This is a genomic window from Affinundibacterium baiyunense, assembly GCF_018139645.1.
GTDB lineage: Bacteria > Pseudomonadota > Gammaproteobacteria > Burkholderiales > Burkholderiaceae_D > Undibacterium > Undibacterium baiyunense.
In genome coordinates, this window is record NZ_JAGSPM010000010.1 from 33,265 (window position 1) to 49,369 (window position 16,105).

Consider the following 16,105-nt stretch of genomic DNA (forward strand, 5'->3'; position numbering starts at 1 on the left):
TGCTTAGTCTCAGCTTAATGAATACGCCACAACTTATTTTTTGTCGAGCGTAAAGCGCACGCTATCAACATGGCCAAGTGAATCAATCACCGTGATGTGATGCGCGCCGGGGCTGTCTATCGTAAAACTTTGACGTTTTTTCCCGTTCGCGTTTTCAGTTTGTTGGCCATCTAATAACCAATAGTGTCGACCGCTTCCGCCAACTGCATCTAGCGTGACGAATACGCTAGATTTTCCTGGTGTCGCACGCAAGCGGCTGCCACTATTGAGTCCCATTAATTTGATACCACCAGCTATACCAGCTTGAGGACAATCTGCAGACCAAGCGGTGACACCCAAATCTTGTTGTCGTTGTGGTGTCAGCCACGCTTCTAATAAGGCAGGCCAACGTGCCACTTCTTTTTGTCGTGCTTGCGCATCGCAAGCTGGCAAGGTGCGCAATTGTGTCTTGGGATCAATCCAAATCATCTCAAGCAATCCGCGTGCACGTAAGCGATCTGGCAAAGTCGGCGGAATCGTGTTTTTTAAAATCCATGCACTACGTTTTACATGACAATGTTCTGGCGCTGTTTTATCAAATGCGGTTCCTAAAGGCCAGCAAATCTGAGCACTGCCGACCTCGGCAGGTTGTGTGCGTAAATAGTCGCGACTGCGTGGCAATGCAAGCGCAATCTGTTGTAGTAAGGGCGCAGCAATATTCGCGCCAAAGAATCCCGGATTGGGCGTACCATCGGGGCGACCAACCCACACGCCCAAGGTGTAAGAGCCACTAACACCAACTGCCCAAGCATCACGAAAACCATAGCTAGTACCAGTTTTCCACGCCAAACGTGGACTGCTTGGGCCATCCTCGACAAAGGGTTGGTCTGGATGTCCACCGGTTTCTAGAATATTGCGAATAATAAATGCTGCACCAGCGCTCATCATACGTGCCTCGCGCACAGGCGCATCGGGGGTAATTCGCGGTGCGCCTGCCATTCCTGCCATCGCCAACGAACGATATGCGCCTACCAATTCTTCTAAGCTGGTGCCAGCGCCACCTAAGATGACACTCAGATTGGGCGAGGCATCTTTCGGCAAACGCAAACGTAATCCAGCACTCGACAATCGTGCAGTAAAGCGACTCGCGCCTATCCGATCAAGCAAATCCACAGCGGGGACATTCAAGGATTTTTGCAAGGCTTCTGACACACTCACGGGACCAGAGAAACTAGCTTGAAAATTGCCGGGATCATAGCCACTAAAAGATTGCGGGGTGTCAGCCAATAAACTCTCGGAATGAATCAAACCATCATCTAAGGCCATTGCATACAGAAATGGTTTTAAGGTCGAACCAGGGGATCGAATCCCTCGCACCATATCCACATGATTAAAACGACGCTCATCAGAGAAATCAGCGGAACCCGCGTAGCCTAACACTTCCATCGTTTTACTATCCATCACCATCGCAGCCATTGATACAAAGCGCGGTAGTTGATTCACTTTGTCGGCCAACATACGTTCTAGCAAGGTTTGTACTTCTCTATCTAATGTCGATTGCACAATAGTCGTCTGAGCACCACTTGCAGTAGTGTTTTTTAATTTTTGACGCGTTACTGATTGCCGTAATCGTTCTGCCGCCAATGGTGCTAACCATGCTAAACGCGGTGGATTCGCTCCCACTTTTTCGATCAAAGCGTCATCGACTTCAGCTTGTGTCCAATGCCGCAATTGCGCCATCCGTTTTAATACTTTGTCGCGATATAACTGCGCTCGTGCCGGATGACGATCAGGCCGCAAGCGCGATGGTGCTTGCGGTAACACGACTAGTAAAGCGGCTTCCGCAGCAGAGAGTTGATGCGCACTCTTACCCAAATAACTGCGACTCGCCATCTCCACGCCTTCGACAATCCCACCCATGGGTGCATGATTCAAATACAGAGTGAGAATTTCGCGTTTAGACAAGCGCATTTCTAATTGCAAAGCACGTGCAATCTGTTTGAGTTTGCCAGATAAGCTACGTGGCACTGGTTCCAAGGCACGCGCCACTTGCATACTTAGAGTAGATCCACCTGACACAATTTCGCCATGTCTTAGCCATTGCCAGGCGGCGCGCGTCAGCGCTAAGGGATTCACTCCCGGATGCCAATAAAACCAGCGATCTTCATAGGTCAATAAGGCATCCAGATATTTCTCTGATACTTTGTCGGGCGTAACAGGAAAGCGCCATACACCATCTGCATCGGGCCAAGCACGTAAAGGACTGCCATCACGCGCCACTACAACCATGCCGGGCTCATCTCGTGGAATCGGTGGCGGAAAAAATTGATCCAACAACAGTAAGGCCGACAAGACCAACGCAAAACTTGCGCGCAAGGGATGAGAACGGCACCAACGCATCACTTGGAACAATCGCAGACGAGCAGTGGATAAAGAAAATGAAAACACGATGCAGCAAACTCCATTTAGGGAGAGCGCATTGTAAGAGGAATAGCGGGCAAAGTGTTAGCGATGCCGCAACAAACTCGGCTCAGTTAAGGTCTGCTAAGGTCAGCATCGTTCGGCAAATCTCACTTATTCTGGAACGATAAATAAAGCCGGATTTTTCTCCGCCACATCACGCAATAAATTCCAGACCACACGTACCCTTTGTAGGCGATATAAATCGGTTGGTGCGACTAAGCAAAACGAACGCTCTGCATAAAAATTCTTTTCTAAAACTCGCACCAAACGACCATCATCGGGCACCGCATACGGAGGCGCCACAATCAATCCTAAACCAAGCGCGGCGGCTTCGCATTGGGCTGCGAGACTGGTGCAGCACATACGACGATGTGGCGTAAAACCCAATTCGCCCATGTAATTCAAGCCACTACTGGCCAAGCGATCTTGCACGTAATCGACGAAATCATGTTTGATTAAATCTGCATGCTCCTTGATTGGTGGATGCTTGGCTAAGTAAGATGGCGCGCCATAAATGTACATGCGAAAACTGGCTAAGCGCGTCACCATATAACGCCCGGTGCTAGGCGGATCTAACATCACACCGAGATCCGCTTCGCGATTGGCTAAGTTGGCAAAACGCGGTAGCAATAATAAATCCACGCTTAAATCAGGATGGGCTTGCAATAAGTTGACTAGCGCGGGTGCTATCACGCGCGAGCCTAAAATCTCGGGCACGCCCAAACGTACAATCCCTCGTACAGAAATTTGTGCCCCACTTAATTCATCTTGTGCTGCGGTGACCGCGCTTTCCATCGCTTCGGCGTGGGGCAACAAAGCGAGCCCCATTTCTGTCAATTGATAACCTTCGCGGCTACGATCAAACAAAGTTGCGCCTAGCTGTTCTTCCAATCGATCAATGCGTCGAGCGACAGTCGTGTGTTCAACCGATAAGCGTCGCGAGGTGCCGGACAGCGTGCCCGAACGCGCTAATTCAAGGAAAAAACGTAGATCGGTCCATTCGGGCAAAGTAGTCATAACATTCCGTTTTTTCGTTGATGATCTGTGACGTAATTTATTAGCTTATTTTTCGGTAGTTGCAATAAAACATCGCAGTTGCAAGCATTTCACAAGCAGCTTCATGTGTTCCAAATTACCAGATTCCGCGACATCAATCATGCAAAGTGGAACACCGTAACGCGATTGTGCATCAAAGCACATAAGTTTAGCAATTAGCTTCTTTTCGGTTGAAAATACTCTTTTATTAAGAGAAAAATGCGCCGTCTTAGCGCATTGATCAGTTTGTTGCGCACTTACCACGTGCGTGCACTGCACAATTTTGGCGCTTATTTCGTGCAAATTCGATCAAATATGGCGTTCTCTTGCAGCAAGACGCGTTTTAATTATCAATAATTTATTGATGTGCATTTATGCACAGTCGGTTGGCAATTGGACGGGTTTCTAAGCGCTTTGAATTCATACAAACTCCAATCCGTGTTAATGCAATCGCATACCACCTGAAATCAAAAAAACGGTAATACCGCTTCGACAGGCCGCTCATTGCACTCCAATGGCATAAACGGTGGACTCGAAACCATAAAAACTCTGGAGACTTATCATGACTTCCTCAAAACAATCTAAGCGTAATCTCGTTCTACTCAGCCGCTCTGCTGCTGCGATCTTCGCCATTTATGGCAGTGGCATTGGCTTTGCGCAAGCACAGTCTAGCGACGCCACGGCAAAAGCCAACGATGACACACAAATTTCCAAAGTCGTGGTGAGTGCTCGTCGCCGCGAAGAAACCTTGCAAGATGTTCCAGTCTCAGTGACAGCTTATAGCGCTGAGCAATTATCCAAAAGCGGCGTCGCAGATATCACTGGCTTGGTGTTAACGCTGCCAAATACAACCATGAGCGCGTCACGCGGTACCAACTCAACACTCACCTCTTTCATTCGTGGTGTTGGACAACAAGATCCTTTGGCTGGCTTTGAATCTGGTGTTGGTATTTATCTCGACGATATTTATCTGGCACGCCCACAAGGTGCAGTTGCCGATATTTATGATGTGGAACGCATCGAAGTACTGCGTGGACCACAAGGAACTTTATACGGTCGCAATACGATTGGTGGCGCGGTTAAGTATGTCACGCGCAAGATGGGACCAAACACCGATGTTCGCCTCAAAACCTCGGTTGGTAGCTATGGTCAAATGGATGGTGTATTAACTGCGAGTACGCCACTATCAGAGACTGTGCGCGTTGGTGGCACACTGGCGAAATTTAAGCGTAATGGTTTCGGCACCAACTTTACAACAGGTGAAGACAACTACAACAAAGATGTAACAGCGGCGCGTTTAAGTGCCGAGTTTTTGCCAAACAGTTCTTTGTTCATTCGTGTTTCCGCCGATACCAGTCAAGACGACTCCAATCCTAAACACGGTCATCGCTTAACTGTCGGCAAAATCAGCGGTGCCCCAATCTTGAGCAATGTGTATGACTCACGCGCTAACTTAAACACGGCATTAGGCCACAAACAACAAGTGACACAAAGTGGTGTATCGGCTTTGGTCGAATATCAACTTGAATCCGATTTGATGTTGAAATCGGTGACTTCTTCACGCCATGACAAATCGTATGCCCCGATTGATTTCGACTCTTTAGGCACGGTTGATTTTGACGTACCTGCACTGTACAAAAACAAGCAGTTCAGCCAAGAGTTTCAGTTGACTTACACTGGTAAAGCATTCCAAGGCGTCGCTGGGGTCTACTACATCGATGCCAATGCATACAATAAATTTGACGTGCGCTTGCTCGGCACATCCACTTTCACAGAAGGTGATATCGATACCAAAGCATGGGCAGCATTTGCCGATGCGAGCTTTGATTTGACTAAAGATTTGAACTTGTCTGTTGGTGGTCGTTATACCGTCGATAAACGCGAAGCCACTATCTTGCGTCAAATCTATTTAGGTACAGCAGGTTCACCAGCAATGGGTAACCCTGCGGCAATCTTGTTCAGAACCGATACCAATTTAACGAAATCTGATTTGCATCGTGAAGACAAGAAATTCACACCACGTGTTTCGTTAGGTTGGAAAGCTAGCGCAGACCAAAACGTGTATGCATCATGGACTGAAGGTTTTAAAGGTGGTGGCTTTGATCCACGGATGAATTTGGTTGGCTCTAAACTGAGTTTAGACAAAGCGAAACAAGGCTTCTTGCCGGAACAAATCAGCACTTTCGAAATCGGTTTGAAATCCGCCTTTGCAAAAAATACGGTACTGACTAACGTCGCAGTTTTCCACAGTGATTACAAAGACGTACAAATCCCGGGTTCAGTCGCGATTGATACCAATGGTGACGGCAAAGACGATAGCTTCGCAGGGGTGACCACCAATGCCGGTAAAGCCAAAATTGATGGTATCGAACTGGAAGCAACGGCACGTTTAACTGATGCGTTTAGCATGTCTGGTATGTTCAGTTACATCGACGCGCGCTACACCAAGTATATCGGTGCAGGCAATATCGACGTGGCTAATTTGCGCGTATTCCAAAATACGCCAAAACAAACCGCGAGCGTCCGTGCCAACTATGATTGGGATATGGCTTTGTTAGGCAATTCCGGCAAACTCAGCTTGAGTAGTAGTGTGGCGTTCCGCGGCAAAACCTATCAGTTCGAAACTCCAACACCAATCCTTGATCAAGACAGCTACAAATTATGGGATGCAAGTTTGGTTTGGAGTCGCTCAGATAATCGCGTACGTGTTGGTTTGCACGGCAAAAACTTGAGCGATGTGCGTTACAAAGTTGCTGGCTACTTGTTCCCAACCTTGGGTGAAGGTAGCACCACAGCGTTCTACGGCAACCCACGCACTTACACCTTAACTTTGGACTATCGTTTCTAAAATGGAGATATCGCAGTGGCTCTGGTATGCAGCCACGGCAATCTCATTCACGTTTTAGAAAATTTGCGACCAGCTCAACGCTTGCGTTATTTAGCGATTACGCTAATGAGCTGACGGGCTGGTCGTTTTTTTTACGAATTTCATTCGCTGCTTCGCAGCTCCCTATTCCTATTTGCACATTCAATCAGGGCTTGATCATCGTGAGCGATTACAAAGACGTTTATTTCACTAGCAAAGATGGCTTACGTTTGTATGCGCGTGATTATGCTGCACACACTGTTGCAAACGCCGCTGCAGCCACCGCTAAGCTCCCGATTATTTGTATTCATGGCTTGACGCGCAATTCAGCTGATTTTAATGAACTAGCACCACTATTAGCACAGCAAGGACGACGTGTGATCGCGGTGGATGTGCGCGGCCGAGGACGTTCGCAACATGCTCACAAAACAGCCCACTATCACCCTTGGGTCTATGCCAATGATGTCGTTAGTCTAGCCGAGCAACTTGGTATCCGCCGTGCGGTTTTTATCGGCACCTCAATGGGTGGCTTAATCACCATGACGCTGGCAATTCGTAAATCCAGCTTGATTGCTGCAGCGGTATTGAACGATGTGGGTCCGATGTTGTCACAAAAAGGCTTAGACAGAATCGCTGGCTATGCAGGTGACGGTATGCATTGCACCACTTGGGAACAAGCGCGTCATTATATTCAGCGAATTAACCAATCTGCCTTCCCTAACAATACAGATCAAGAATGGGATAAATGGGCACATCGTGCGTTTGCAGAGAATGCGCAGGGTGAATTGGAATTGCAGTATGATCCTTTGATTGCGACCCCACTCAAAACGGGCAAATTAAAGGCGACTTCTTGGTTAGCACGTTGGGCATTTAAACGCCTAAGCAAAAATCGTCCTTGCTTGTTAGTGCGCGGCGCGATCTCGGATTTACTCGAAGTTGAACAAGCAAACTATATGAAGCAAGTTTGCCCGCAATTGCAATACGTTGAAGTACCACAAGTCGGTCATGCACCGATGCTGACCGAAGTCGAAGCATTACAGGCTTTACAGAAATTTTTACAGCAAGTTGAATAAAAATATCACGATAGAAAATACCAAAGGAGCACGTATGTCTACCTCGCACAAAAAAGGCAATCCATTCAAATTCGAACTCAAGCAAGTTGTGATCAGCCTTGGCTTGGGCTTGAGCCTGCTTAGCGCTAGCGGCGCAGCAATTGCACAAGACATTAAAATTGCACTGATCGCTGGCAAGACAGGCGCATTAGAACCGTATGCAAAAGAAACTGAAACCGGTTTTATGATGGGACTGGAGTATCTGACCGCTGGCAAGATGGAAGTCAACGGCAAGAAAATCAAGGTCATCATCAAAGACGATCAAAGCAAACCGGATATGGGACGCGCATTGTTGGCTGAAGCTTATGGCGATGACAAAGTAGATATCGCAGTCGGCACCACTTCTTCTGGCTCGGCATTAGCGATGTTGCCAGTCGCAGAAGAATACAAAAAAATCTTAATCGTTGAACCTGCGGTTGCTGATGCGATTACAGGTGACAAATGGAATCGTTATATTTTCCGCACGAGCCGCAATTCTATGCAAGATGCTTTGGCGGCGGCGAGCACAATTAAAGCTGGTGGCAGCATCGCGTTTTTAAGTCAGGATAATGCGTTTGGACGTGACGCAATTAAAGCGGCAAAAGAAGCGCTGACGATGGCAGGATCGAAAGCTAAAGTCGTGCATGAAGAATTTTCTGCACAAAACACCACAGACTTCACCGCACCTGCGCAAAGAATTTTCGATGCATTAAAAAACAAACCAGAACCACGCATATTGCAAATCGTTTGGGCAGGACCAAGTCCAATGAATAAGTTAGCGGATCTCAAACCAGAGCGCTTTGGTATCAATCTAGCACCGGGTGGCAATATTTTGCCGGTGATGAAGTTATGGAAATCATACGCGGGTACACAAGGAACGATTTACTACTACTATGATTTTCCTAAAAACAAAATGAATGATTGGTTGGTCGCTGAACATACCAAACGTTTTAAAGCACCACCAGATTTCTTTACCGCCGGCGGTTTTGCTGCTGCTAGTGCGGTGTACACCGCTTTGAACAAAGCCAAATCGACTAATACAGAAAAATTGATCACGGCAATGGAAGGCATGGAATTTGATACGCCAAAAGGCAAGATGAATTTCCGCAAAGAAGATCATCAAGCACTGCAAACCATGTATCACTTCAAGATCAAAAAAGATCAGAAAAACGAATGGGATATTTTGGAATTGGTACGCGAAATTCCTGTTAGCGATATTCCTGTTCCAGTAAAAAACAAACGATAGTTCATTCTAGATAGCACAGCACATGCAAACCAGCAGCACATCTACTGTTAGCTCGCCTTCTTTGAGTACCCGCGACTTGAGCATCCACTTTGGTGGTCATGTCGCGGTCAATCAAGTGAGCGCCGATTTTTATCCGGGCAGCCTCACTGTCATCGTCGGCCCCAATGGCGCGGGCAAAACCACTTACTTCAATCTGATCTCGGGTCAATTGAATGCCAGTGCAGGCAGCGTTAGTTTATTTGGTCAAGACATTACCAAGTTTGGTGCAGCCAAACGGACACGCGCTGGCATCGGACGTGCGTTTCAGTTGACTAATTTGTTTCCACATTTATCGGTAATGGAAAATGTGCGCCTGGCGGTGCAAAGTCGGGCCGGAATTGGTTTGAATATTTTTTCCCTGTGGTCTAGTCATCGTGAATTAATTCAACGTGCTGAGCATTATTTAGAACGCGTGGCATTAGCGACCCGCAGCAAAGATCGCGTCATTACCTTATCGCATGGTGATAAGCGCAAACTAGAAGTCGCCATCCTCTTGGCTCTAGAGCCTGAGATTATGATGTTTGATGAACCTACAGCAGGCATGAGTGTGGATGAAGTGCCGGTGGTGTTGAATCTGATCCAAGAAGTAAAGTCGGAAAAAAATAAAACCGTCCTTTTAGTCGAACACAAAATGGACGTGGTGCGCTCTTTAGCTGACCGCATCATCGTGCTACACAATGGCACCTTGGTGGCGGATGGTGAACCAGCTAGTGTGATGGCATCCGCCATAGTGCAAGAAGCGTATTTAGGTAAGGGAGTGGCGTAAGATGTCTGAAGTAATAGATCCAACCCAAGTCGCTCAACCACTATTAGCGTTGAATGGCGTCCATACGCATATTGGCGAATACCACATTTTGCAAGGTGTCGATTTGCAAGTGCCGCGCGGAGGTCTCTCGGTTTTACTTGGTCGAAATGGTGCTGGCAAGACCACTACTTTGCGCACGATTATGGGCTTATGGAAAGCCAGCCAAGGTAGCATTCTGTTCGATGGCAACAACATCGCAGCGCAAGCAACGCCAATGATTGCACAAGCAGGCATTGCCTATGTACCTGAAAGTATGGCGATCTTTTCTGATTTGACCGTGAAAGAAAACCTGCACTTAGCCGCACGCAATGGAACGATGGATACGCAGCGACTAGAATGGATTTTTGCTTTCTTTCCCGCTTTAAAAAAGTTCTGGAATTACCCTGCCGGCAACTTGTCCGGAGGTCAAAAACAAATGGTAGCGATTGCACGCGCGATGATAGAGCCGCGCAAATTATTACTGGTTGATGAGCCAACCAAAGGCTTGGCACCTGCCATTATTCAAAGCCTGATGGACGCTTTCCAAGAACTCAAAGCGACCGATACCACCATACTTTTGGTTGAGCAGAACTTTAATTTTGTGAAAAATTTGGGTGACACGGTAGCCGTCATGGATGATGGTCGTGTCGTACATACCGGCAGCATGCGCGAACTGGCAGATGATGAAGACTTACAGCAACAATTATTAGGACTATCGCTGGCTAGCCATCAATAAAGCCAGAACAATTTGCCGTCACATCAAGCAATAGGTAATTACCGTATATGAGCAATCCTGATCTACCAAGCAAACCGCGCGATCTAGCGCCTCTTTTTTTAGTCCCTGTTTTGGCGTTGGCGATGCTGCCCTTGATCGGCAGTTTTCCCACATGGCTGACCTTGACTGTGGCCGGGCTAGCAATGGGTATGATGATCTTCATCATGGCTAGTGGCTTGACGCTGGTGTTTGGTTTGATGGATGTTTTAAATTTCGGTCACGGTGCATTTGTCGCCGTCGGCGCTTACGCAGCAACCATGGTGCTATTGCCGAAGAAGGGATGGCTAGAGATTGATTCTTTATGGATGAATCTGGGCGTACTTGGTTTAGCCCTTGTCGTTGCAATGTTAGTCACTGCAGTTTTAGGTTGGGCGTTTGAACGCCTGATCATCATGCCTGTGTATGGACAACATTTAAAACAAATTCTCATTACTATGGGTGGCATGATCGTCGCCGAACAAATTATCGGTGTCATCTGGGGCGCTGAACAAGTTCCTTTGCCCCTACCAGAAAGTCTACGTGGCGCGATTTTTATTGGCGATGCAGCGATTGAGAAGTATCGATTGATCGCGGTAGTTGTTGGCATCTTCGTCTTTTTGTCCATGTTCTTGATTCTGAATCGTACCAAGCTAGGTTTATTAATCCGCGCAGGTGTTGAAAATGGCGAGATGGTGGAAGCCTTGGGTTATCGCATTCGTCGTCTATTCGTCGCGGTATTTGCGGCCGGCTCAGCACTCGCTGGTTTAGGTGGTGTGATGTGGGGCTTGTACAAAGAAACACTGACCGCCGCGATGGGCAGTGAAGTCATGGTTATGGTATTCATCGTAGTCATCATTGGTGGCTTAGGCTCGGTTGGCGGTTGTTTTATTGGTGCTTTATTGATGGCGCTGGTAACGAATTACGCAGGATTTTTAGCACCCAAATTCGCCTTAGTATCAAATATTGCTTTGATGATGGCGATTTTATTGTGGCGGCCAGCAGGTATGTATGCGATTGGTCGGCGCGGAGCTTAATCGCATGCGAGAAAACGTATGCCGTAAAAATTTGCTGCAATTTACCTAGAGAACGAAAATTATATGAATCTATTCCGTCAACTCTTGTCCGATGATCTACCGCGTAGCCGTATGCTATCGGCTTTATTATTGCTGACATTTTTCGGATTGGCTGCGGCACCATTCATCACGAGCGGGGCGCGTCCTTTGAATACCGTGGCGACGATTTGCATCTACATTATTTTGGTCGCGTCTTACGATTTACTACTCGGCTATACCGGCATCGTTTCATTCGCACATACGATGTTTTTTGGCATCGGTGCTTACGGCGTTGGCTTAGCACTATCATCCGGCACACCAGGCTGGGGCATCATCATGATCGGTGTATTACTCGCTTTGATCTTGACAGTGGCACTCGCATTGATGATCGGTTTATTTGCCTTACGCGTACGTGCTATTTTTTACTCGATGATTACTTTGGCAGTAGCATCCTCATTTGCTGTATTGGCGTCACAACTGTCTGATCTCACCGGTGGCGAAGATGGCATTACCTTTCGCGTTCCAGAAATTCTGACACCCGGCTTTCAGCTATTTGAAAATGATTTATGGGGACGTACCATCGACGGCAAGATCATTACCTATTACATCGTATTTAGCGTTTGCGTATTATTGTTTTTATTCTTGCTGCGCGTCGTCAATTCGCCGTTCGGTCGCGTCTTACAGGCAATACGAGAAAATGAATTCCGCGCCGAAGCGCTTGGTTATCGTACCGTTGTGTATCGCGTGCTGGCGAATTGCTTAGCCGCCTTACTTGCTGCGTTAGCAGGTGCTTTAATGGCGCTGTGGCTGCGTTATGTTGGACCCAAGACCATGTTAAGTTTTGAAGTGATGACAGATATTTTATTGATCGTCGTGATCGGTGGTATGGGTACTTTATATGGTGCAGTGATCGGCGCTGCATTATTTATCGTTGCACAAAATTACTTAAAGAATTTGATGGCACAAGGCGCTGAATCGCTAGTCGATTTTCCTATCTTGGCACAAATATTTCATCCTGATCGTTGGATGCTGTGGCTGGGTGTTTTGTTTATTCTGTCGGTCTACTTTTTTCCAACCGGCATTGTTGGCAAACTGCGAGGCTACAAGCTAAAGTAATTCAGCTTGTACAAAGAAGGAAGCATCGCCACCGCCGCGCTTCCTTCTTCATATACGACTTATCTCAGTGCGCAACTCAAGTCGACAACAATTTACGGTTCGCTTTGCCGGGTAAGACCTTGAGAGTTTTACCACTCACAGCGGTATATGTTTTTGACTTCACCGTGCTCACATAGCGCCATTCACAACGCGCTTCAGACGGTGTGGCCGTAACCAACATATAGCCTCGACTTTTCGTTTCTGCGTAGACCAATGGCGCAATGATTTGCTCTAATCCTGCTGCTACTTTCGCCGGATCTTCTTTCGCAAAGTATTCTTCAAAACCTGGTGAACTCACGGACGAAACACCAAACTCCACACCGATCGCATTTGCATTCAAATCAAGCAAATCACTCGCCCATGAATTATGCGTATCTCCAGCCAAAGAGATAAGGTTTTTATCCAATGCTTTGGCGGTCGCAAATACAGTCTCGCGGGCCACTACGTAGCCATCCCAAGCATCAAGATTGTATGGAATCGCGGGTTGCGCCAGTATCGCTGTTTCGCTCGACGTTAAGGTTGCGGGTGCTAGTTGGGCTTTTCCTAATAGCGTGGTGTAATCCGAAAAGCTAATTTGTCCCAACACCAATGGTGCTGGAATATTCATACGCGCCATTAAAATCTGCTGACCTAAAATCTGCCAAGTAGCAGTTGATTTACTCATTTGCGCTTGCAACCATGTGGTTTGTTCCGCCCCCATCAATTGACGGTTTGGATTACTCATGTCTGCACTAAATTTTACCGCATCAAACGCACCACCAGCTCCCATATACGTAGCATAAGATAACTGCTTATCACGACCAATTAGTCGTGTATCCAACATGTGCAAGGAAGCTAGATTACCAAAATCGAATGAGCGGTAGATACGATCATTTTTACTCGCATCCGGCAAGCGAATTGGCATCCATTCATGATAGGCCTGCAGCGCCGCAGCACGACGTGCGCTAAATGGGCCTTCTTTGGCAGGATCGTGATTTTCTGCGCCACCATTCCAAGTATCGTTGGCAAACTCGTGATCATCCCAAACCGCAATAAAAGGATGCTTCGCGTGCACCGCTTGCAGATCGGTATCGCTACGATAAATCGCATAGCGGGTACGGTAATCCGTCAAGGTAACGATCTCGGTTTTTGGTTCAACTTGACGATTCAAACTCGCCGCATCTTGCGAAGCGTAACCATCGCGTGGATATTCATAAATATAGTCGCCAAGATGTAGCACTGCATCAAGATCGGTTAATTTGGCAATCTCTGCATAGACATGAAAATATCCGGCCGGATAATTCGAACAAGAAACGACTGCGAGCTTAACTTGTTGCACGCTACCAATCGGCAAAGTCTTGGTACGACCCACTGGCGATAAGCGGCTATCAAAGTTGAAGCGATAAAAGTAATTGGTGTTAGCGCTCAAGCCGGTCACGTCAATTTTTGCAGTGAAATCACGACTCGCGTTGGTCACAATCGAACCTGACTTAATCACCTTAGAAAACTGCTCGTCACTTGCAAGCTGCCAGGTCAATTCAAAATCTCGGCCATCGTAGTTGCTCGATGGCGTCACCCGCGTCCAAATAATAACGCGATCACTCAAGGGATCGCCACTAGCGACACCATGCTCAAAAGTCGCATACACCGGCGCAATTCCGGCACCGCCACATGCACTTAAAGCGAGACTAGTTGAAGCAACCGCAGTGCTAGCGGCGAATTGACGAATAAACTGACGACGACTATGTTGAGAATTCATATACGACCTCCGAGTGATGAAGGCCTTGATACTATGAATGCTTTGTTACTTGTTAATGACTAGGCTTAGAGAGTTTATTCGAATCAACAATAAACTAATGACATCAGATGGCAGCGCATCGACGATCAACCCGCAAGATAGCAGCGATCAACTATATCGTAGTTGCAAAGTCGATTTACCTCGCAGAGTCGTCTTCTTACTTGTAGCTGGATGTGAGCGATGATGTTTTATTGCCGGCGTATGTGCACTATTTGCACTACTTGCGGCAATCGCTTGTTGCTGTTCGAGCTTAAATACGCTCACTGCTGACTCCAAACTCTGTGCTTGGTTTTGCATTGATTCCGCTGCTGCTGCAGCCTCTTCAACCAAAGAGGCATTTTGCTGCGTGACTTCGTCCATCTTTAATATCGCCATATTTATCTGCTCAATTCCAGCAGTTTGTTCATTACTCGCTATTGAAATCTCACCAATGACATCATTTACACGCTTGACGCTAGTAACAATTTCTTGCATGGTTTTTCCAGCCTCATCGACCAACTGCGTGCCATCAGTGACTTTACTAACAGAATCGTCAATCAGCGCTTTAATTTCTTTGGCGGCTGTGGCTGAGCGTTGGGCAAGCGTACGCACTTCAGATGCCACTACCGCAAATCCACGCCCTTGTTCGCCCGCACGAGCAGCTTCAACCGCCGCGTTCAATGCCAAAATATTGGTTTGAAATGCGATACCATCGATCACGCCAATAATGTCAACGATTTTTTTTGATGATTGATTAATCGCGTCCATGGTATCGACAACTTTGCTTACCACCTTACCACCACGGGTGGCGACCGCCGATGCAGAATCCGCCAACTGACTCGCTTGATACGCATTCTCTGCATTTTTCTTCACAATACTGGTCAACGTCTCCATCGAGGATGCAGTTTCTTCAAGTGAGCTCGCTTGTTCTTCGGTGCGAGAAGATAGGTCCATATTTCCAACTGCAATCTGACTCGAAGCTGACGCAATCGTGTGCGTCCCAGAACGCACTTGCTGAACAATTTTAATAAGGCCTTCGTTCATTTCTCGCAAAGCCAACGACAATTGACCAATCTCGTCGGTAGAGTTAACTTGTATGTTGGTTCTTAAATCACCGTTCGCGACTTTGTTTGCTAAATTAACCGCCTTGCCAAGTTGAGTCGTCAAAGTATGACTCAATAGCCAACCCAATACTGTCGCAATCGCGACCGCTAGTACAGAAATAAAAATCAAGGCACGCGATTCCCGTATAAAAATCGCTTCCCCTTCTTGTATCGCATCTGCAATTAAATGCTCTTGATATTCGATTAGCGCATCGAGCGTATTGAAATAGTGAGCTTGCTTGTTCAATATGTCGGATTGCATTAATTGCAAGGCCGCGTCATATTCGCCGGCGCGCGTGTGATTGAGAAACTTGCTTGTCGATTCACTGAATGCAGAACTCGCTTCCATTAAATTTTTAATCAGTCCTTGCCCTCTTTTTGAGGTAATTCTACGTTCCAATTCGACAATTGAATTAGAAATAATCGTGTTGCTCTTCTCGATACCATCGTATTCGTTTTTTTGAGATTCGACGTCTCGTAGCAGAAGAATGTTACGCATGTTCCGCGCATTCTCATTTAAAGCATTCTTGATGGCTTGTGCCAACTTCACTTTTGGAAGACGATCATTCCCGACCAATTCAATATCAGCAGATAATTTTTTCATGCCAGAAAATGAATCTACCGAGACGATCAGCATTAAGGCGATCACAACAGCAAAACTTAATCCTAATTTATAACGAATTTTTAAGTTATTCAGCTTCATGATTATTTCCTCCTCATGCATGACAGAGTCACCGCCACCCACAGTACGATGCGCAGACTCCAGCATTGCTCGATACCTT

11 protein-coding genes are annotated in these 16,105 nt (G+C 46.9%); 7 read left to right on the plus strand and 4 right to left on the minus strand.

The genetic code is table 11. The features are described from left to right. Positions 1-33: 33 nt before the first annotated feature. Together pbpC and KDM92_RS15130 are read right to left on the minus strand one after the other, a co-directional pair. A complete protein-coding gene (gene pbpC / locus KDM92_RS15125) occupies positions 34-2,379 on the minus strand; it encodes a penicillin-binding protein 1C (RefSeq protein ID WP_212685356.1) in 2,346 nt (781 codons plus the stop codon). Between the two features lie 174 nt (positions 2,380-2,553). Further along, entirely contained in the window at positions 2,554-3,459 is a 906-nt protein-coding gene (locus tag KDM92_RS15130; protein ID WP_212685279.1) for a LysR family transcriptional regulator, read from the minus strand. Between the two features lie 580 nt (positions 3,460-4,039). Here KDM92_RS15130 and KDM92_RS15135 point away from each other — a divergent pair. The 7 genes from KDM92_RS15135 (at position 4,040) to KDM92_RS15165 (ending at position 12,425) form a co-directional block, all read left to right on the plus strand. After that, a complete protein-coding gene (locus KDM92_RS15135; protein ID WP_212685280.1) occupies positions 4,040-6,325 on the plus strand; it encodes a TonB-dependent receptor in 2,286 nt (761 codons plus the stop codon). 200 nt (positions 6,326-6,525) lie between these two features. Then, complete coding sequence (locus KDM92_RS15140; protein WP_212685281.1) at positions 6,526-7,416, plus strand: alpha/beta fold hydrolase; 891 nt, start codon at positions 6,526-6,528, stop codon at positions 7,414-7,416. Positions 7,417-7,450: 34 nt separating this feature from the next. Further along, complete coding sequence (locus KDM92_RS15145) at positions 7,451-8,680, plus strand: substrate-binding domain-containing protein (RefSeq protein ID WP_212685282.1); 1,230 nt, start codon at positions 7,451-7,453, stop codon at positions 8,678-8,680. Positions 8,681-8,702: 22 nt separating this feature from the next. Beyond that, entirely contained in the window at positions 8,703-9,485 is a 783-nt protein-coding gene (locus KDM92_RS15150) for an ABC transporter ATP-binding protein (RefSeq protein WP_212685283.1), read from the plus strand. A 1-nt stretch (position 9,486) separates the two neighbouring features. Next, positions 9,487-10,239, plus strand: a complete 753-nt coding sequence (locus KDM92_RS15155) for an ABC transporter ATP-binding protein (RefSeq protein WP_212685284.1) — start codon at positions 9,487-9,489, stop codon at positions 10,237-10,239. Positions 10,240-10,286: 47 nt separating this feature from the next. Then, positions 10,287-11,291 carry a branched-chain amino acid ABC transporter permease gene (locus tag KDM92_RS15160; protein WP_212685285.1) on the plus strand — a complete coding sequence of 335 codons (1,005 nt, stop codon included), beginning with the start codon at positions 10,287-10,289 and terminating at the stop codon, positions 11,289-11,291. Between the two features lie 63 nt (positions 11,292-11,354). Next, positions 11,355-12,425: a branched-chain amino acid ABC transporter permease gene (locus KDM92_RS15165; protein WP_212685286.1), complete on the plus strand. Its 1,071-nt coding sequence runs from the start codon at positions 11,355-11,357 to the stop codon at positions 12,423-12,425. Between the two features lie 76 nt (positions 12,426-12,501). Here KDM92_RS15165 and KDM92_RS15170 read toward each other — a convergent pair whose 3' ends face one another. Both KDM92_RS15170 and KDM92_RS18900 read right to left on the minus strand, forming a co-directional pair. Further along, complete coding sequence (locus KDM92_RS15170; RefSeq protein ID WP_212685287.1) at positions 12,502-14,202, minus strand: alkaline phosphatase D family protein; 1,701 nt, start codon at positions 14,200-14,202, stop codon at positions 12,502-12,504. A gap of 147 nt (positions 14,203-14,349) precedes the next feature. Next, the gene (locus tag KDM92_RS18900) at positions 14,350-16,026 is read right to left on the minus strand and encodes a methyl-accepting chemotaxis protein (protein ID WP_212685288.1); all 1,677 of its coding nucleotides are present in this window, start codon (positions 16,024-16,026) and stop codon (positions 14,350-14,352) included. Between the last annotated feature and the right edge of the window lie 79 nt (positions 16,027-16,105).